Origin of the sequence: Bacillus sp. FSL R9-9410 (assembly GCF_038050385.1) — a bacterium.
In the GTDB taxonomy this organism is placed as follows: domain Bacteria; phylum Bacillota; class Bacilli; order Bacillales; family Bacillaceae_G; genus Bacillus_A; species Bacillus_A cereus_U.
Genome location: NZ_JBBOTV010000001.1, coordinates 2,463,072 through 2,482,600 on the forward strand (window position 1 = coordinate 2,463,072; position 19,529 = coordinate 2,482,600).

Genomic DNA, 19,529 nt, shown 5'->3' on the forward strand with positions numbered 1-19,529 from the left:
TCTTACTATCTATTTATAACTCACACACTAACGCGAAAAGGGAACTCTATATGAGTTCCCTTTTCTATTGAAAACAAAAAAACAGAAATATAGCATTATGCTAAATCTCTGTTTTTCTTCTAAACCTTATTTCTCATCTAAGAATTTAAATGTATCTTTAAATTCTTTATCTGTTACTTTAATATCTGCTTCTTTCAATAGATCATTGATTACTTGTTGTTTCCATTTACCTGTAGCATCTTGCAGTCTTTGTTGTTCTAAATCTTTTCGAATCGTATCTTTTACTTCATCAAATGGTTTCAATTCTTTTTTATCCGTCACTTTTATTATATGATAACCATAAGATGTTTTTATTGGCTCACTTACTTGTCCTGCATCTAATTTATACGCAGCTTCCTCAAACTCTTTCACAGTTTGACCAGGAGCAAAACCAGCGATTTCTCCGCCCTGTTCCTTTGAACCAGTATCTTCCGAATACTGTTTCGCTAAAGCAGTAAAATCTTCACCATTATTTATTTTCTCTTTTACTTCTTTCGCAGTTTTTTCATCTTTCACTAAAATGTGACTTACCTTCATTTCAGGTTTATGGTTATCTTTCACATCTTTATCTGTGACAGTCGCTCTAATCGCTTTCTCAAGTGCAATTTCTGGCTTCATTCTCTCTTTTAATTCATCTTCATTCTTTAATCCTACTTGCTCTAAAGCCACTTTAAACTTGTCACCCATTTGTTCCTTCGCTGCTTCTACTTGTTTTTTAGCTTCTTCATCTGAAACTTTATATTTATCTAGCAATGCCTTATTTAACATCATTTGAGATAAAGTACTTTTTCCATATGTTTGCCTTAATTCTTTACTTAACTCTTTCTCTGTCACGTTTCCTACTTTTGATGTTGCAACATTTTCTGAGGAACCACACGCAGACAATGTTAGCGCCACACATGCAATAATAGTTCCCATAAATAGCTTTTTCTTTTTCAATTCAAATACCTCACTTTGATAAATGTATATTAGGAACTATACAGCGCTATTGTGAAATCAATGTGTTTTCTGCAAGTATTTCTCTTCATGCCAGAGACAAGCTTTATTAAATAAAAAAGCCGGCATAAAGCCGACTTTTTAACATCATTTAATCTGCACATGTTCTTCTTTGATCCATTTGTTCCCACCTATATCTATATATCCATCTTGACGATTCCAAATACGATAAGGGACCTTCCCATCGACCGCACCTGTATCATTCCCGTTTGGCCCATCGTACGTTCTAATTTCATATCCAGGTGTATACTTTGAATATGCATAAAACCATTGTACATTAAAATGTTCTAACTTAGCCCACTGTTGTTCACCACCTAAACAAATCATATCTTTTTCGCCACCTCCCCAATAACCTTTATAGATTAAATATGGGATTTTTTTCGTAAATCTTCCTATAAATTGCGGATTCGCAGGATTTTCATATAAATTAATTCCGTATCCATCATCATATTTTGAAACTGCAATACCAATTCCATTTGGTTGCTTACTGTCTCCAATACTAGATTGATTTGTTTGATTTGAACCTATAAACCAAGAAAGATTTTTATTCCCAATTAATTGATTCAAATCACATTTTCCAATACCAGGAACATTTCCTGAATCAGTATATTGCCAAATATCACAAGGATATGCTGGTTTATTCCCTCCATAACGAGGAATCCAAATAAAATCAGCATCAATATTGCGAGCTCCAAATGATACATACGTGTGATGTCCTATATATAAACCAATTTTTTTTGCACCTAATCGGCGTAATTCATCAATAAATGCTTGAGTCCCGCCTTGCATATCTACCATTGTTTGAACTTCTACATCTGCCACCCAAAATTTAGCGTTTTTATCGCCACGATTCCAAAAATCTTGCGCTTCTTTTTTTGCATCTGAAATAGATATAAAACGGCAAAATGCATAATTCCCAAATGGGATACTACGTTTCTTCATTTCTTTCACATAACCTTGATACATAAAATCGACCGTATTCGAACCATCTTGAACTCTAGCAATAACTAAATCTAGCTGAGACGCTGCAATATCCCAATTAATATTTCCATTCCATTTCGAAATATCTACAATATAACCCATTACTAATCAACTCCTTTTTATTATCTTATTCAAAGCTTGTATTATTGTTAGACTCATATGCCTAATACAAACTCTCCATAAAATAAATAAATATAATCTCATCATTTTTTCAAAATATACAACCTATCTAGAATATTTTTCTTTAAATTAAATAGACAAATTTAACTTTCTTACTATAAATATCGGGATAAAACTATAAATAGTGTGCATACTATATGTAAGCTATTTTAGCTTATACTCATAACTGACCTCCAATATTTTTCAATCTCCCTGTAAAAAGGCAGCTAAAAAAGCTGCCTTTTTACAATTTATTATATAGAGACAAGTTAATTACCGCTTATTCCCTCATATTCGTCTGTTTTTAAGCTTTTTATAAACATGATATATATTTTTTCACAACACTATTTGGATACGTAATAGAAATTACATCAACTCATACAGTATATGTAATAATCAACTACAATAAAAATTACATATTATATTAATATGTCTTCCTAATTAAAAGGAAATAAACATATAACCTCTGTTATGTAAGGAGTTTATTTAATGAAAAAAATCCCTATCGTATTCAAAGTTCCTCCGAATTCAAAGCTAAAAGTTACATTCTATGGTCCTTGTAACGAAGTAATTACAAATGTATCTTTAATTAATCAACTACTCACCCCTACCTGCCAAACTGTATCTCAATATCCAGAATTCAAGAAATATATAACTGAAGTCCGATCATTATCAAATTGTTAAGCGTATAATTTTATGATTTATCATTTCGAACAGTACGATAACAAAATAGTAAAAAGAGCCGCATCTTTCAAAAGAAACGGCTCTTTTTCATTTCACAAAAACATGACTTCACTAAAAAACTAAAATAACTCATTAATTGATATTCTGTTGATATTTTGTTGATATTTTACACATATTAATGAAATGCGCATATATTATCGTATGGAGATTCTCCACTCATAAAACCTATCTTTTTTTGAGCATACTTTATTTGTATGCTCCTTTTTTATTCTTTACTTAACGGCTTACCCTGTTAATATTTCCAAATATCATCTGAACGAACATTGAATATTTCAATTTTTTCTTATTATGTGCTATGAATATAAGTTTAATAATTTATCTGTAGCTACATTTTCAGTATCACTTAAATCGACAAAATAATGAAGTTGCCACAATTGACTCTTCTTAGCTTGATTACTAATAGGTTTATCCCAAATAGGGTAAACCCTCATAGCCATTTTCCCTTTTTGATTTTGAGTTTTTAATATTTTTTCTTTTAGAAGAATCTCTTTTGGAAAAATAAATTGTCCTAGTTTATTATCCGCCATACAAGTGATAACTAAAAGGTTAGGAGCTGAATCATAAGAAAATGCCTGATTGCTCATGGAGGCATTCTTCTCCCAAAAAGAAACAAATTGTCCAATCTTATTAGGCGTAATTTTTGATACCCTAAATCGGATGCTTCTATTATTTAGCTGCAATACCCCTCCTGCATATTCTGAATTTTGCTTTTCTTCTTTTCGCTTAGTAATTAATAGATTATTAGGTTTGTAAATCATTTCATCTAGTTTTTCAATTATATTACTAAAATTTGTCATGTAAACGCACCTTTTTTATTTTCCAGTATACCAAGAACATTCGTTCTTGTATATTAAACTTAAACAAATGTTGGCTTTGAATAGTCTTTCAAAGATTATTTTATCTACTCCATCCATAACTTCAAATTTACTTTTATAGTATTTATTACATTACTCTTCCAATTCCTTGTATTCTTCATTATTTCATTAATATATTAATAAAAAACGAGGTACATATTACATGAATCCATCCAAAATTGACTTCGGCTCCATAGAGCAACCTTTATTCCTATTAATTTTATATCTTATCGCAATTCTTTTAACACTCGGCATTACATTTAGTATATGTCATTCCCTTTTACTAAATTTAAATGCACCGAGATGGGTAGCAAAACTGTTAGCTATCGTATTAACTCTAGGTGTTGCTTATCAAGTGTATATGAACTTATTTTAATATATTACCAATTTAACACCTTTAACTAAAAGGCCCTACCATAAGGTAGAGCCTTTTTTAAAAAAATAGTCCATAAATCACAAACATGTCTTTTATTTTATTGGAGATGGGAATCTTGCAGCCTCAAAATGAGAACCGTCTTCTGTACTACTAATAACCCCATCTATACTACTTTGTGCAAAAATCTCGACAATATCACCTGCATGTAATTGAAGTATTGTTGAAACACTTACGACATTACCGAAATTTATTGGACCAAAAAAGTCGTTATCTATAGCAATTGCCGCATTTCCATTCACTCGAACTTCTACACGCGCTCTATAATTTAAATTTGTATCGTTCGGAAAGAAACCAATCGTCCCAATTACGGAATAAACTCCTCTAGTCTTCGGAGTAAAATCTGATGTTGCTGGGTTATATTCGTTCGCTAAATCAAATTGTTCATTTTGAAATAATACTTTAACAAAAGTATTAGCTGGAAGGTTTTGATTAACTGTATTTACAGCTCTAAAAGCAGATGCTCTTACAAGGTTATTCTCCTTATGATCGCAAGAACAGTCATCACATCTTTTACCGCACTTATTATAATAATCACTTCTTTTTTTACAGCAATCATGATTTTTCTTTTGGTAACTCTCACAATTCTTACAGTAGTAATAACAAGACATATATAGTGCTCCTTTCTAATCTACTACTGCATAATATGTATGCTAGACTTGGAAAGTTTGGACAGGTTATTGCGATTACAAAAATAAAAATGCTCCACCATAAGGCAGAGCGAAGAGAAAGTATAACTTTTAAAAACAAAGCACTCATGTAATATTCTGGTTAAATCAGTAATACAAATTATCTAGTTTCATCAACTCGGATTTTCAGAAAAAACTCCTCTGTACGATTTTATTATTATTGAATAGATTATATTGTTAAGTGAGATATGCAATATGTCATATTTTATTATTTCGATATTCCTTTATTATCGTTTAGTTGTAAACATTCTCTTTAAAACACTTTAAAATCAACAATTACTCTATAACAAATACTTTTTCATCCTTTAGAATTACCTGCAAGCATTATATTTAAATATTATTATTGCGAATTATTGACCTGTACAAACGTATAATTTTTGTGTATTCTATGGACAAGGAGTAAGGTAAGAGTTACTCTTTGCCTTTTTTCATAAACTAAATCGGTAAGATCCCCTAACTAGTAAGCTTTCTTTACCTAAACATCATGCATTTCTTTTTGCATACACCGCTACTCTTCTTCGACTGTTTCGTTTACAATCATCAGACACTATTTAACAGTACATAGTTCATTTATCCAGCACTTTCAAAACAGCTTGTACACCGTTAAAATACTTCATGCACTACAAATAAATTATCCGTTCTTGTACAGGGTGAGTATAAATTTTGGAATGTCCTGATATTAAATTACTTACAAGGTTTCATACCACTTATACTTTTGGAGACGGGAATCTTGCAGCTTCAAAATGCGTACTATCTTCTACATTACTAATAACTCCAGCTACGCTACTTTGTGCAAAAATCTCGACTAAATCCCCTGCACTCAATTGAATTATGGATGAAACAGCTACAACATTAGCAAAGTTTATTGGACCAAAAAAATCATTATCTATTTCATAGACACCATTTATCAAACACTCCATGTTTCTTCACCCCTTGAATATTTTTTAAATAAAAATACATACTATTTTCAAGCCGTCGTATCCACGGCTAGTACTTCTTTCTTTTGTTACAGTAGTAAGCAGGCAGGTTCTTCAACTATCTGCTTTCTCTGTATATTTTTTTAGATATCGAAAATACTACCTACAAGCTGTTTGAACTAGCAGCTTCACTCTTCTTGTAATGGGAAAGCAATTTATCACAATTAGCTAACTCATTCAACTCACAGGCAGACAACCAAAATTGTTGTCTGCTTTTTGTATGGAATTTTTCATTTTGCATATACTACTTTTGAGCCTGTTTACCAACGCAAGCCATTTTGGTGTTTTGAATTCCGACTAAGCTTTTATGTTGCACAGATTATTACATCTTTGACAACACTGGTTAAAAGCGCGTTTTCTGGTTATTCGTAGTTCTAGTCCAGAATAATTTTCCTCCTATAAAGGACAGCAGGTACGACTGCTCGTCCTTTTTTATTGCCCCAAATACTTTTGTAACAATTCCAACGCTTCATTAATACTCCCATTTAAATCATCAAGTTCAGCATCTTCTGGGCACTCCTGCAAAATCACTACCGCTCGACTTATGACATCTTGTAACTTTTCGATATCGATAGAAGTTGTAATAATTCCCTCTTGTTCTTGCGGATCAGCTTTGCCGTAGCCATTGTGCATGGACATCGGGTTTTCTAGCATCTAGCTCACCTCCTTAAAAAATGCAGGATTTTCCTTTCCATTATCGAATTAGTAATGTTTGAAAAGGGGGTGTAATATGGCAGAAATTAAAGTAGGACTTACACAATTTTTAGACTTCACACTGAAAAGTAGTGCAGCTAAAACAAACTTTGTAAAAAATCTAAAATCTCAACCGGAATACCAACCAGCTTTTGATTACTGGAAACAATTACGAGACACTGTTATTAAATTTCATCAAAACGAACTACCTTTTGAATGTTTCGAAACATTAGTGCAAACGGTTGATCAGAAGAAAAAGCAAAACTACATTGATGTCATAAAACAGTACAAAAAATTTATTAAAAACAAAGACGTCTCTTGGTTCGATCCAGGTAAATCACATTGGATATCAGATGATTTAATCGTCCGCTCATCACCTGAACTCGGTTTGCTCATTAATGATGAGCCGCATCTTATCAAACTGTTTTTCAAAGGAAAAAAAGAGCGAATTGATAAATACAACATCAACTCAACGCTGACATTATTAAACGAATCGACATTTTCAAATGAACATAACGATGTGAATTATACGGTTCTTAACATCCAAAAGAACAGAATGTATACGAATAACTCTATTAATAATGATCATTTAATAGCGCTTGAATCAGAAGCTAACCAGCTTTGTTATATATGGAATAAGATGTAAAGAGTACTATTCATCTCTTTCAATACCTTTTCCATGCATAATTTGGGCACAATTTTCACAGATCCTATCAGTTTCGTTTAATTGAAGCTCACCTTCTTGTTCCTCACGAACAATGCAGGGTGGGCGTTTTTTCGAAAATAGTTTCTTTAACCATTTCCGCATCCTAACTCACCTCCTCCGAAAGAGTGATATAATGAGCTCTCTCCACTAAATCAGCGTTAACCCCCTGGTTTTTTAACCGATGAAGAAGATCTTCGTTTTTTAGAACATGCAAAAGAAAACCGTTATTATATCGCTTATCTTCTTGCTATTACATGTGGAATGCGTAAAGGTGAAATCTTAGGTCTACAATGGAAAGAGATTGCTGATTTTACCTGACATTACTTTAATGGCACTAAATGACCATCTGCAAAAAATCTCTGAGGAAAAAGAGCGATATGATGAAAGCTATAATGACTACGATTTGGTCTGCCGTTTCAGAAGTTTGACACAGCTCTGGAAAAAGCTTATAAAGAAAAGTGAGGTTCCCGATATTCGGTTCCATGATCTGAGGATTATGTTAAAGCAAGGTATACATCCGAAGATTGTGAGTGAACGATTAGGACATAAAAGAGTAGGCAATCACATTGGAAACCTACTCACATGTTGTACCAGGACTTCAGGAAACTGCGGTGGATCAATTTGCAAACGAATTATTCGGAAAGAAAAACTTTTGTTAGAAGTTTTCGTTTCTAGGCAAAAACACCGCCTAAATAACCCCAAATATTATAAGTGAAAAAGGAGCAACAAAAACATGAAAGAAATCAAAGCTGAACAAGAATTCAAAGACATCATCGCAAGCGAGGAGCCAGTAGTTGTTAAGTTCTTTACTACATGGTGCCCAGATTGCGTGCGTATGGACAACTTTATCGGAGATGTAATGGAAGAGTTCAATAAGTTTGAATGGTATTCTATTAATAAAGATGAGTTACCAAGTATTGCTGAAGAGTATCAAGTAATGGGTATTCCAAGCCTACTTGTATATCAAAATGGCGAAAAGTTAGGTCACTTACATAGTGCAAATGCAAAAACGGAAGAGCAAGTTACTGAGTTTTTAGAAGCATACTAAGAAACGAAAAACCTCTGAAAAATCATCAGAGGTTTTTTTCGTTTTCAAATTGTTCTTTGCCTTTGTCTCTTTCTGGAAAGTGAATATTATAATGCTTTCTCCTCTTCTTATTGAAGAATTTTGTTATCATTTCTTATATATTACTCACACGAGGAATTACAAAGAGTCATTTTGCGAAAAATATATATGAAAAAAATTTTGAGAATCATTATTCTCGCCCTCTTTCCATTTGCCATAATCATCATTAATTGTTTAATAAATTTCCACTTTGTACTTTTCAACATATTTTTCCTTAACGAAACTTTGTTATCCCCTTCTTAAAAAGCTATAAAACGTCAACAATGTTTGTATAGACCCACACGAGTTTCGTTTGATACTCTATGTATAGAAAGAAATTCCTTGTAGAAAGGCGAGTGATTAAAATGGATTCTCTTTCTCATAAAGAAGCTGATAAAGGTGCTATTGTCAGCATTATAGCCTACATATTTTTATCCTCTATGAAAATCATCATCAGTTATATTACCCTCTCTAGCGCATTACGTGCTGACGGTTTGAATAACTTAACGGATATTGGTGCTTCTTTAGCAATATTAATTGGCCTGAAAATTTCTCGTAAGCCTCGTGACCCAGATCATCCATATGGGCATTCGCGTGCAGAACAAATCGCATCACTTGTTGCTTCCTTTATTATGGCAACGGTCGGATTAGAAGTTGTTATTAGTGCAATTCAATCGTTTTTCAATCCGAAACAAGCAGCACCTAATGTACTTGCTGCATGGGTGGCTTTATTTTCTGCTGTCGTTATGTACGGTGTATACAAGTATACGAAAAAGATTGCAATGCGAACAAAAAGTAAATCATTAGAGGCTGCTGCAAAAGATAATTTATCAGATGCTCTTGTAAGTATTGGTACAGTAGTAGGTATAGTCGGAGCACAGTTCCAAATGCCTATTTTGGACCCTATTGCTGCTTTACTTGTCGGTCTTATTATTTGTAAGACCGCGTGGGAAATTTTCGTAGAAGCTTCTCATATGCTAACGGATGGAATTGATCCTGAAAAAATGGATGAATACGCTGATGCTATAGGGCATATTTCAGGTGTAGAACATATTGTAGATATTCGTGCTCGTATGTATGGGAACCAAACGTATGTGGATATTACAATTGAAGTAGATGCTCGAATGGATGTTAGCGAAAGCCATTGTATTACTGACAATATTGAAGATATGCTTCGAAAAAAATTCGGAATTTACCATGCTCATATTCATGTGGAGCCCATGCAAAAAGAACCTATTATGACATAGGTTCTTTTTTAATGAACGCCTTATGAAATATAATACATAAAACGAGCCAGCTACCGCCCGCTGCCCATCCGGCTAATATGTCAGATGGATAGTGCACGCCAAGATAAATTCGGCTAACTGAAATAGATAATACAACGAAGCTTGCTATAAAAATAATCAGCAACTTTTTATGCAATGAAATACGATCTTCTGTAATTGTGACGTATGCAATAAATCCTAAAAAAGCAGTAGCATTCATCGTATGACCGCTCGGAAAGCTATATCCAGTTGCTGTAACAAGCTGCGTCACATCAGGTCGTGCTCGTTCATACCATAGTTTGAGCATACTGTTCAAATAACGTGATCCGTAATAATTAATTGTTAGAAGTAATGCACTTAATATTTTTTTTCTAAGAAGAAAATACATTACAAGTATAATGAGTAACGGGAAATATATTCTTTTTGAACCGATAAAGGACACCCAAGTAAAATAGGTTGTCAAATACTCGTTTCGGAAACTTTGAATAAAGTGTGCGACTACATTATCAAATTTTTCAATACAAGCGGTATGATACGAAAGTGATAGTGCGACAAAACAAATGAGTAGTGTACAACTTAACAAGTATAAATGTCGATATCGTTTCACATACATAACCTCACTATGCAAAAAAATGGAGCGGTTGTTTTAGTTTTCCTCTCCATTTCTTTTTTATGCATAGTTTATTAAAAAATATTATTGTTAATTTTTTGCTGCATCGTTGGAATATCTTCATTTGTTACTGTAAAGCGAATAACCTTCTCATCAAGATCAAGCGCTTCTGCGAATAAACCAGCCAATCCACGTGATTTTCTATCTACTTCCATAATAATTTCTAATCGGTCGTGGGCACTTGGCAAAATTAATAATTCTAATTCATCTAATTTCCCATAATACTCTCCGGAGACTGGAATAAACTCAAATTCTTGCGCGAATGGAACTTGCTTACGTAATCGATACGGTAATTCTTCGCATTCTACATGACGCGCTTTAAAACCTAATTGATTTACACTATTTAATACACTGTTCAATAGTGCATTCGGCAACACTTGAATATAATCACGGTCACTTGGATCAATACTACGTTTAATATCAAGGCCTGTATGAACCCAAACCGTTTTCATTCCAAGTGTTAGTGGTACTTCAATTGGCATTAAAAACGAAAATGGAATTTCCACTTTTTCATTTGGCTCTACAGAAAATGGATCTGTTAAACGAACTCGCTCCAAATCATACGTTGCCGTTACTTTTTTATCATCCACTTCTCTTACATATGACGTCGACAATGTTAAGTAAATGCTTTCAATTTCTTGGTTAACTGAACCTCCAGTTATATGAACCTTCCCTACTATCTCTTCTCCAACTATATACTCATCTTTTTCAAGAACAGTATCTACTTTTGCACTACCAATACCAACGCTTGCTAAAAACTTTTGAAACATGGAGTCTCCATCCTTTCTAAAGCGTAAGCTACATCTTTTTTCAAATCTTGTACATTTTCATAGTATGGCGCTTTCATTTGTAACATTCGCATTAGCATGTCGCGATTATATTCTTCCAGCACTAACTCTTCATACCAAGGTTTTTCCTTTTTTTCAGTCGATTCATAACTAGCATACAATAAAAATAATACGAAATGACCGAGCGCATAAAAATCGCTACGAAAGTGAACTTCTCGCATCAAAGCTTGTTCACCTTCATAAGTTATAGCACGCTCATCACCCTCACCTTTCAATTTAGCCAATCCAAAATCAATAATACTAATCTGATTTTCTTTCATTAATATGTTTGGAATACGTAAATCTCGGTGAATGATACCTTTACTATGAAAATACGAAACAATTCCTAGTACTTCATATAAAATTCCAAAAACTTCACGTTCATCATATACTTGGCCATCTAAGAAAATACAATCTTCGAAATTTTTTCCCGGCATATACTCCATCACAAAAAAGTTCTTTTTCTCCCATATGAAATGATCATGTAGGTTAGGAATTGACGCATGATTTAATGTTTGTAAAATCACTTTCTCTTGCTCAAATGATTTTCTACCAGACTCATATCTTTGTTTACTTTGCCTTAATTGTTTTAAGACTTTATATTTATTTATTTGTAAATCATTAACGACATATGTAACCCCATAACTGCCCATTCCAATTACTGATTCAATCTTATAACGCTCTGCAACGATTGTATTTTTTCGCAGTGGTCTATCAAATAAAGCTAGTATACGACGCCATTTCATCAGCTACTTGAAAAGAAGCTACGGCTTTTACGTTTTCTTTTATAATGCTGATGCCCATAACCAGATGAACGTCGTTTATTATCGCTACTTGAATACGAGCGCCCTCTATGACGATAATCACTACTCGAATACGAACGATGTTTTTTCTTTCCTAATAAAGAATCAATAATTTTTTTGAACATCCCTTCACCTCTTGTATAAAATTTTCTCTTAATTATACCAACAATTCTTGTCTATATTTGTGACAAGTTTGTAAAGAGTAAAAAACGACGAGTTAAGCCCGCCGTTACTTTCAATCTTCCTCTTCATCAAAAACTTCATCAATCATGCATTTCTCTAATAAATACTCAAATGTAATATCTGCCAGATCCTCAATTTCTTCTCTTTTTGGAACGTACCCTCTTTCAATTAGTCGCTCATAAAAAAACTCCGCAATCTCTTCCGTGTCAATTACGACTTCAATTTCCTTCATGAGCATCACTCCTTTATTTCTGTTTTATGAAAAAATCTCAAAATTATGTATATGAGATTAGAAAAATAGTTTTTCTTTTTTTATAAGTCATATCATGTAGGCAAAGGGCATACGATGTTAGTACAAGCTATCCAAAGGGGGAAATAATAATGGAATATCAATACGAAGTAGAGCAAACAAAAGAAGAGTTCATGCATGAAGATCAATGGGCAGACTCTCTTATTAAATGGCTTTTTATTTTTTTAATAATTGTAGGCATACCTTATACTGCATATGTTGTTGTTCAATTTATTCTCTCTTTCTAGTTAACTATTTTTTCTCTGTCAATTTAACTAAATAATTTTGAACAACATCCATAACAATTTTATATTCTTCATCTTTAAATGTATCGAATAATAAATGATAATCATTATAAATATCTAATAACCCATCAATAATTTCTTGGCGATTCGTCTTTACACTTACTTTTTTCGAATTGTTAATTGACTTCAATTTTCCTAAATCTAATTTATTCATACCAGCTTTATCTTGTTTCATTTTCTTCAAAATTGCATTTGCCGTTTGTGCATTGGCAAGTAATGTTAAATCTGATTCATCAGCTTCTAACCATTCACCATCAGTAATTCGTGACAATTCATATATAGTATCTTCCCATGCATCATTTTTATATCTCCATACTTCTGTACGAAAACCAACAATACGAAAAACATCTTTATCATATCCAGTTACTTGCACGAGATCACCAAACGTAAAGTTATAATTTAATTCAATCCACTCTGTATCGCCCTTTTTCATTTCTTGCTCTGTAACATGCTGCAAAGTTTGTTCTACATAAAATCCATCGTGATTATTTACTTCGTATACGTAAACTCCATCTAAAACTTTCATATTTGTAACTTTCCCAACGGTTCCATATAGCGTAATCACGACTATGTCCCCTACGTTATATTTAGGTTGTTTTTTCCTTGCCATCAATATCTCTCCTTTTTTAAACGTCGTGATTTTGATAACAGTATATGCAACCTACATAAAAACGCTTATCACAGAAGCTTATATTCATAAATTTTTTCAATAAAAAAGTAGAATTTGTATATAACTTAAAAAAGCTAGTATTTAAACTAGCTTTCACTTTTCATTTATGTTCTAACAACAAGACGTATTGTAAATAAAAAAGCATAATGAATACTTCACTTCTTTCAAAGTAATGTATTCATTATGCTTTCATTTTCCTAAAACTTCATATCGTTATCTCTCTTGTATATATAAATCCCATGCATCATCAAATATAGACATACTTTCTAGCATTCCACTTAACTCTAAGTATGAACTAATTACATCATAGTCTTCAGATTGCTTCGGAAAACTTAAATCATCATACATCGCCTCTGCTAAATCTGATATTTCATTTTTAAATAAAGCAGCACGGTGCTTCATCATATAATGGTAAAATGTCTTTTTCAAAAATATTCCCTACCTTTCTAACTTGGGTACATTATACAAGGCAAAAAAGAAAAAAACCAGCATAAAAGCTGGTTAGAAGTCGAAATAATTCCTTTTTAATAAACGTGGTCTTCCCATCAACTCTTCGTATGTTAGTTGTTTTGGCAAATCTTTCGTATAAATTAAAAACAACTGATCTTCAATTTCTTTTACAGTATGGTCTGCTTGATAGTCCATTCCACATGAGGAACAAGTAATAGATGGTGTCTCTTGGATTTCAATGGCTTTCGTACCATCTGGTAATTCCCAATATACAGTATTCAAGCTTTCTTTCGCTTCTGTACTGTCACACCACATACAATTCATACTACGTCACCCTCATTTTTTTTGTCATCATCTAACTTTGCTATTTGTGCTTGATATTTTTTATCTTTTAATTGATCACGCTTATCACGTTTATCTTTTAAAGAAGCATGCGTTTCATTGACTTCATAATCTTTGCGGCGATTCATACGTTGTAAATCATCTGGAACAAGATTAAATTTCTTATCACTCATCAATCCTGCAACGCCGATATCAGAACGTTTCTCTTCATAAGTCGGATAAATTTCTTTAAAGTAGCCTTCTGCTCTTCCTGGGATATAGTTTTCTGGTTCTGGATACGTTGTAATAACCCCTTCAAAGTTACGAAGAACAACTTTATCCGCACTTTGTGAAATTAAATAGTTTGGCTGAAGCGCAATTTTTCCGCCTCCACCCGGTGCATCGACAACGAAAGTTGGTACTGCATAACCAGACGTATGTCCACGTAAGCCTTCAATAATTTCAAGACCTTTCGAAACTGGTGCACGGAAATGACCGATACCTTCTGATAAATCACATTGATAAATGTAATATGGACGAACACGAATTTTCACTAAATCATGCATAAGTTTTTTCATAATTGGAACGCTGTCATTAATTCCAGCTAAAATTACAGCTTGGTTTCCAATTGGAACACCTGCATTTGCAAGCATTTCACATGCTAGTTTCGATTCTTCTGTAATCTCAATAGAAGTGTTAAAATGCGTATTTAACCATACTGGATGGTATTTTTTAATTATGTTACACAGGTTTTCTGTAATACGCTGTGGGAATACAACTGGTGCTCTCGTTCCGATACGAATAATCTCAACATGCGGGATTGCTCGTAAATTCTTTAATACATATTCTAAAATTTTATCATTAATTAGAAGTCCATCACCGCCAGAAATTAAAACGTCACGTACTTGTGGTGTTTCACTAATATAAGCAATCGCATCATCTAATTGCTTTTTCGGTACGCCCATTCCAATTTGTCCACTAAAACGACGACGTGTACAGTAACGACAATACATAGAACATTGATTCGTTACTAAAAATAGTACACGGTCTGGATAACGATGAGTTAATCCTGGAACTGGTGAATCTTCATCTTCATGAAGAGGATCTTCTAAATCATATTTTGTTTTATATAACTCTTCCGAAATCGGTACTGATTGCATCCGAATCGGACAGCGTGGGTCATCAGGATTCATTAGCCAAGCATAGTACGGTGTAATGTTTAACGGGATCGTTTTCGTTGAAATTTTAACGCCTTCTTCTTCGTCAGGTGTTAAGTTAATTACTTTCTTTAAATCATCTAAAGTTTTGATCGTATTCGTTAATTGCCAAACCCAATCATTCCATTGTTCTTCTGTAACATCTTTCCATAATTCAATATCCTTCCAGTGACGATTTGGTTTGTATACATCATGTAACATTGCTATTCCCCCTTTTTATACGCTCATCCTTTATATAAGCAATAATTATGCCAACTTCATATTCTTGATAAGTAAATGCGAAAAATACCCTATTATATAAGAGAATAAATATTTTTAAGTGCTGTACTAAAACGATATTTACTATCATATTCATTACTTGTTATATATGTAAACGCTCTTTTATTGGTGCAAACACACAAAAACCGCCGATTATTCGGCGGTTTTGTCGTACTTGCTCAGTTTATATTGAAGCGTTTGACGCGGAATACCTAACATTTTTGCTGCTTGCAAAATATTCCCTTCCGTTTCAATTAACGCTTGATCTATTAATTCCTTTTCCATTTGATGAAGAGCTTCCCTAAGCGGTAATATACTTTTCTTCTTCGGAAGTTTCTCTTTCCGAAATGTTCGTGGCAAGCAATTTGCTGTTAACGAATTCCCTTCTGTAATAATGACAGCATGTTCAATCGTATGCTTTAACTCACGAACATTTCCAGGCCATTGATAAGCTTGTAATCTTTCTTTCGCTTCCTTATCAATTTGAAGTACACCTTTTTTATAACTTTTATTATATTCTTTCAAAAAGTAAGACGCTAATAACAGTACATCCTCAGTTCTTTCGCGAAGCGGCGGGATATATAATGAAAACACATTTAATCGATAGTATAAATCAGTGCGAATTTTATTTTCTCTTAAACATACTTCTGGAGGCTGATTCATTGCAGTAATAACGCGAACATCTACTTTTCTCGTCTTATTATCACCAATGCGACGAATAACTCCATCTTCTAATACACGTAGCATTTTTGCTTGTAAATCAAGCGGCATTGAATTCAGTTCATCTAAAAATAATGTCCCTCCATCTACAAGTTCAAATAATCCTGCTCGTTCGATTGCCCCTGTATAACTACCTTTTGTCGTGCCAAACAGCAAACTTTCTAATAGCGACTCTGGCAAAGCTGCACAGTTTTGTGCAATAAACGGCTTATTTTTTCGTTTAGAAGCTTCATGAATCGCTTGCACAAATAGCTCTTTCCCCGTTCCAGTTTCACCATATATTAAAACATTCGCATCGGTTGGCGCTACTTTTTGTGCTAACTCTTTCGTCTGTTTAAAGCGGGAATCATCAGTTACAATTGTCTCGAATGCAACATGCTTTTTCACCGTTTTTTTGCTAGTCGATCGTTTTATTTTCGATTGTAGATCTACAATCGTATCAGTAAGCTTTTGAATAGTAGAATAATCTTTCGCAATTTCTACAGCACCAGCAATATTTCCATCTATTAAAATAGGTAACGTTGTATTGACCGTACAAACGTCTTCCCCATTTAAATTTTGGTAATGTTGAACTTGGTGTACGATTGGTTTTTTTGTATCTAATACTTTCATCAACGTACTTGTTTCTCTGGATAATGACGGGAATGCTTCTAATAAATGCTTTCCTAGCACATTTTCAATTTTAGATCCATCATGTTTTGCAGCAACTGTATTATAAAATATTGTAATCCCATTTTCATCTACTGCATGTATGGCCTCATCTATACTGCCCAAAATCGCTTCAATGACTTCTTGTGTCGAAACTGCTAGCAATGTCATCCCCCCTTTTGCCGAAAATCCAGCAAATTCAACGCCGAATTTTCGGCACCCTCTGTGCGATTATAAGCATGACGATTCCGTTCTATTATTTTGATGAAATGTATATATATTTTTATTGCTTATTTATGGTTAAGTGAAACTTTAATCAGTGGGGCTTTATTCACCCCACTGATTATTAACCCGACTCCCACCTAACTTCTTTGCTTTACAGCCGAATTTTGAGGCGGGAGTCTTACTGCTTTCGAATAGCTGGATAAATCTTTCACCCATATATTCATATCTTCCAACTTATCAAAAATGTAGCAATTATTCGCAAGCCTTCCCGTATATGTATAGCCTAATTGATGAAAGGCTGCATTCATACCGAAAGATAGCGAGCGAGCAATTGTATAAGAACAAAAAATAGATTTTTCTTGGAGCTCTTCCTCCAATTTAATTAACAGACTTTTCATGAAACCATGTTTTCGATATTCAGGTAATGTAGCACAATTCGTTAATTCTGCATTACCTTCTTTCACGTTCATTTCAGCAGATGCTGTACTAATAATTTTCCCCTCGAATTCATAAACATAGTAAATTGTATCGTCTTCCTTCATCGTCTGCTTTACATAATTCCCATCATTTAAAGGTGTCGGATAAACTTCAAATACTTTTCCAAAGACAATTGCTAATTCTTCCGCATCCTCTTCTGTCGCTTTTCTTAACACAAATTCCTCTGGGACTATTTTTTCTTTCACTTCTTTTTCTTTTACACCACTTAAAATAGTATCTTCCTCAGTCCAATGAATACTATTTCGTCTTTCATCATTATGATATTTCACGAAGAAGTGCGCATCGTGCCCTTGAAAATAATGAGGTATCGTTGCTTCCAGTAAGAAACCGAAAGAGAGCCATGTTGAAACATGCCCTCCCTTTCCTTTAATAATACATTTAGTGAAAGAATGTTTCTTTGCTAATTCATCGATTGTTTGTATGATGCTTTCAACATTTCCTGTATAGTGATCAACTCTAATACGTTTATTAAAATAATCTAAAACCCCTTCTACTGTATAATGCTTTGTCTGTTCACTAAAAGATTCATAGTATTTCATTTTTTCACCTCACACCAATCTAGTAATGTACATGCAATTATTTTTGCGGCAGCAATCATTTTATCAACTTCTATATATTCGTTTGGATAGTGTGCTACTTTCGTCTCTCCTGGACCAAATACTATCGTGGGTACGTTAGCTATTTGTGTGAACAAACCTCCATCTGTTCCCCATGGCGAAGCTTCTATAATCGGCTCGTTCCCTTCGATTTCAACAAAGTTATGTTGAAGTGTTGTAATAAGTGGATGATTTTTTTCTAGTTCACCAGGAACCCATCTAGCCCCAAACCATTCTACTTCTACAGGATTTTTTACAAACCAACTATCCACATCTTTTAATTCACCAATCCAGCCCTCAAACTCTTCTTTTGCTGCCTCTATAGTCTCATTCGGTGCAATACCACATCTTCCTTCTAAAATTAATGAATCGGGAACAGAACTTGGCCAGCTTCCCCCTTCAATTTTCCCAACGTTAATTGGAATTGGAATCGGAATCCCCTTAAATAACGGATCTGTAATTCGACCATTTCTCTTCTCTTCTAATTTTCTCAAATGCTCTACAACAAACATACTTTTTTCAATTGCACTTACTCCTTCATAACGTGTACCACCGTGTGCTGCTTTTCCTTTTATATGTAGACGAAACCACATTGATCCTTGTTGTTTCGGAAAAAACTTCATATTCGTCGGCTCAGGAATAATAACGCCATCTGCCTTATATCCTCGTAAAATAGCAGCTAATGTTCCTGCCCCACCGCTCTCTTCTTCTATTACACTTTGAAAATGTATATCACCTTTTAGTTCAATACCAGATTCAATAATCGCTTCCATCGCAAGCATAAGTGAGACATTGCCGCCTTTCATATCTGTTGTTCCACGTCCATATATGCGGTTTCCTATTTTCTCTCCACTATATGGATGATGGTCCCACTGATTTACATCCCCTTCTGGCACGACATCAATATGCCCGTTTAAAATCATAGATTTCCCTTCGCCACTTCCTTTTAAAGTCGCTACAATGTTCGGGCTATCTGTAAAACTTGTACGAGGTGATACGAAATAAGGGTGATCTTTCATTTCATTAAAAGCAGGCTCCCAAATATCAAGATCTAGACCTAACTCACGCAATTTTTCAATAACAATTGCCTGCGCACCACTTTCATCACCAGATACGCTCTTTTCTTGAATTAATCGTGTTAAAAATTTTACACTCTCTTCTTCATGACCCTCAATATAATCACAAACTTGTTTTTTTAATTGCTCCAT

The 19,529-nt window shown here is 33.8% G+C and carries 24 protein-coding genes and 2 pseudogenes; 7 read left to right on the forward strand and 19 right to left on the reverse strand.

All coding sequences use genetic code 11. From position 1 onward, the window contains the following. Positions 1-126: 126 nt before the first annotated feature. On the reverse strand, positions 127-978 hold the full coding sequence (locus tag MKX77_RS12790; RefSeq protein WP_002031835.1) for a peptidylprolyl isomerase PrsA: 852 nt from the start codon (positions 976-978) through the stop codon (positions 127-129). A 144-nt stretch (positions 979-1,122) separates the two neighbouring features. Continuing rightward, on the reverse strand, positions 1,123-2,118 hold the full coding sequence (locus MKX77_RS12795; RefSeq protein WP_341306844.1) for a glycoside hydrolase family 25 protein: 996 nt from the start codon (positions 2,116-2,118) through the stop codon (positions 1,123-1,125). 546 nt (positions 2,119-2,664) lie between these two features. On the opposite strand from MKX77_RS12795, the gene MKX77_RS12800 reads away from it, so the two are divergent. Next, a complete protein-coding gene (locus MKX77_RS12800; protein ID WP_341306845.1) occupies positions 2,665-2,859 on the forward strand; it encodes a hypothetical protein in 195 nt (64 codons plus the stop codon). Between the two features lie 353 nt (positions 2,860-3,212). Here the strand turns inward: MKX77_RS12800 and MKX77_RS12805 are convergent, their stop codons facing one another. Next, positions 3,213-3,716: a MepB family protein gene (locus tag MKX77_RS12805; protein ID WP_341306846.1), complete on the reverse strand. Its 504-nt coding sequence runs from the start codon at positions 3,714-3,716 to the stop codon at positions 3,213-3,215. 220 nt (positions 3,717-3,936) lie between these two features. On the opposite strand from MKX77_RS12805, the gene MKX77_RS12810 reads away from it, so the two are divergent. Continuing rightward, entirely contained in the window at positions 3,937-4,149 is a 213-nt protein-coding gene (locus tag MKX77_RS12810; protein ID WP_341306847.1) for a hypothetical protein, read from the forward strand. Between the two features lie 92 nt (positions 4,150-4,241). Here the strand turns inward: MKX77_RS12810 and MKX77_RS12815 are convergent, their stop codons facing one another. From MKX77_RS12815 to MKX77_RS12825, 3 genes and pseudogenes are all read right to left on the reverse strand, one after another. Then, the gene (locus MKX77_RS12815) at positions 4,242-4,817 is read right to left on the reverse strand and encodes a C1q-like domain-containing protein (RefSeq protein ID WP_002127263.1); all 576 of its coding nucleotides are present in this window, start codon (positions 4,815-4,817) and stop codon (positions 4,242-4,244) included. A 785-nt stretch (positions 4,818-5,602) separates the two neighbouring features. Beyond that, positions 5,603-5,788 (reverse strand): annotated as a pseudogene (locus tag MKX77_RS12820) (hypothetical protein); the annotation flags it as partial. Between the two features lie 516 nt (positions 5,789-6,304). Continuing rightward, entirely contained in the window at positions 6,305-6,526 is a 222-nt protein-coding gene (locus MKX77_RS12825; protein WP_002085775.1) for a hypothetical protein, read from the reverse strand. Between the two features lie 76 nt (positions 6,527-6,602). Between MKX77_RS12825 and MKX77_RS12830 the strand changes: the two genes are divergently transcribed. Further along, positions 6,603-7,211: a hypothetical protein gene (locus tag MKX77_RS12830; protein WP_002012636.1), complete on the forward strand. Its 609-nt coding sequence runs from the start codon at positions 6,603-6,605 to the stop codon at positions 7,209-7,211. 6 nt (positions 7,212-7,217) lie between these two features. Here the strand turns inward: MKX77_RS12830 and MKX77_RS12835 are convergent, their stop codons facing one another. Continuing rightward, positions 7,218-7,373 (reverse strand): hypothetical protein, encoded by a 156-nt coding sequence (locus tag MKX77_RS12835; RefSeq protein WP_002065248.1) that lies wholly within the window; start codon positions 7,371-7,373, stop codon positions 7,218-7,220. 199 nt (positions 7,374-7,572) lie between these two features. Here MKX77_RS12835 and MKX77_RS12840 point away from each other — a divergent pair. The 3 genes and pseudogenes from MKX77_RS12840 to MKX77_RS12850 all read left to right on the forward strand — a co-directional run bounded on the left by MKX77_RS12840 (position 7,573) and on the right by MKX77_RS12850 (position 9,623). After that, positions 7,573-7,930, forward strand: a pseudogene (locus MKX77_RS12840) (tyrosine-type recombinase/integrase). Positions 7,931-8,004: 74 nt separating this feature from the next. Next, a complete protein-coding gene (locus MKX77_RS12845) occupies positions 8,005-8,319 on the forward strand; it encodes a thioredoxin family protein (protein WP_341306848.1) in 315 nt (104 codons plus the stop codon). A 422-nt stretch (positions 8,320-8,741) separates the two neighbouring features. Next, positions 8,742-9,623, forward strand: a complete 882-nt coding sequence (locus MKX77_RS12850; RefSeq protein ID WP_002085782.1) for a cation diffusion facilitator family transporter — start codon at positions 8,742-8,744, stop codon at positions 9,621-9,623. On the opposite strand, the gene MKX77_RS12855 is transcribed toward MKX77_RS12850, so the two are convergent. The 5 genes from MKX77_RS12855 to MKX77_RS12875 all read right to left on the reverse strand — a co-directional run bounded on the left by MKX77_RS12855 (position 9,613) and on the right by MKX77_RS12875 (position 12,356). Beyond that, entirely contained in the window at positions 9,613-10,248 is a 636-nt protein-coding gene (locus tag MKX77_RS12855; protein WP_002127255.1) for a phosphatase PAP2 family protein, read from the reverse strand. The genes MKX77_RS12850 and MKX77_RS12855 overlap by 11 nt on opposite strands. Before the next feature lie 77 nt (positions 10,249-10,325). Continuing rightward, complete coding sequence (locus tag MKX77_RS12860; RefSeq protein ID WP_044441857.1) at positions 10,326-11,081, reverse strand: sporulation protein; 756 nt, start codon at positions 11,079-11,081, stop codon at positions 10,326-10,328. Next, complete coding sequence (locus tag MKX77_RS12865) at positions 11,063-11,884, reverse strand: serine/threonine protein kinase (RefSeq protein ID WP_341306849.1); 822 nt, start codon at positions 11,882-11,884, stop codon at positions 11,063-11,065. The genes MKX77_RS12860 and MKX77_RS12865 overlap by 19 nt, the downstream gene beginning before the upstream one ends. Beyond that, on the reverse strand, positions 11,884-12,066 hold the full coding sequence (locus MKX77_RS12870) for a hypothetical protein (protein WP_002141661.1): 183 nt from the start codon (positions 12,064-12,066) through the stop codon (positions 11,884-11,886). Before MKX77_RS12870 ends, MKX77_RS12865 begins: the two co-directional genes overlap by 1 nt. Positions 12,067-12,176: 110 nt before the next feature. Next, entirely contained in the window at positions 12,177-12,356 is a 180-nt protein-coding gene (locus MKX77_RS12875; RefSeq protein ID WP_002012644.1) for a YozD family protein, read from the reverse strand. 149 nt (positions 12,357-12,505) lie between these two features. Between MKX77_RS12875 and MKX77_RS12880 the strand changes: the two genes are divergently transcribed. After that, a complete protein-coding gene (locus MKX77_RS12880) occupies positions 12,506-12,661 on the forward strand; it encodes a DUF3930 family protein (RefSeq protein WP_002018281.1) in 156 nt (51 codons plus the stop codon). Between the two features lie 4 nt (positions 12,662-12,665). Here the strand turns inward: MKX77_RS12880 and MKX77_RS12885 are convergent, their stop codons facing one another. The 7 genes from MKX77_RS12885 to MKX77_RS12915 all read right to left on the reverse strand — a co-directional run bounded on the left by MKX77_RS12885 (position 12,666) and on the right by MKX77_RS12915 (position 19,529). Next, on the reverse strand, positions 12,666-13,328 hold the full coding sequence (locus MKX77_RS12885; RefSeq protein ID WP_002012647.1) for a hypothetical protein: 663 nt from the start codon (positions 13,326-13,328) through the stop codon (positions 12,666-12,668). Between the two features lie 273 nt (positions 13,329-13,601). After that, positions 13,602-13,817, reverse strand: coding sequence for a YozE family protein (locus tag MKX77_RS12890; protein ID WP_002085796.1), 216 nt, complete (start codon positions 13,815-13,817; stop codon positions 13,602-13,604). 72 nt (positions 13,818-13,889) lie between these two features. Further along, entirely contained in the window at positions 13,890-14,162 is a 273-nt protein-coding gene (locus MKX77_RS12895) for a YokU family protein (RefSeq protein ID WP_341306850.1), read from the reverse strand. Next, a complete protein-coding gene (gene ablA / locus MKX77_RS12900) occupies positions 14,159-15,577 on the reverse strand; it encodes a lysine 2,3-aminomutase (RefSeq protein WP_002012651.1) in 1,419 nt (472 codons plus the stop codon). The genes MKX77_RS12895 and ablA overlap by 4 nt, the downstream gene beginning before the upstream one ends. A gap of 210 nt (positions 15,578-15,787) precedes the next feature. Next, on the reverse strand, positions 15,788-17,173 hold the full coding sequence (rocR, locus tag MKX77_RS12905; protein ID WP_002012652.1) for an arginine utilization transcriptional regulator RocR: 1,386 nt from the start codon (positions 17,171-17,173) through the stop codon (positions 15,788-15,790). Positions 17,174-17,364: 191 nt separating this feature from the next. Then, entirely contained in the window at positions 17,365-18,264 is a 900-nt protein-coding gene (gene ablB, locus MKX77_RS12910; protein WP_341306851.1) for a putative beta-lysine N-acetyltransferase, read from the reverse strand. After that, positions 18,261-19,529 (reverse strand): peptidase, encoded by a 1,269-nt coding sequence (locus tag MKX77_RS12915; protein ID WP_341306852.1) that lies wholly within the window; start codon positions 19,527-19,529, stop codon positions 18,261-18,263. Before MKX77_RS12915 ends, ablB begins: the two co-directional genes overlap by 4 nt.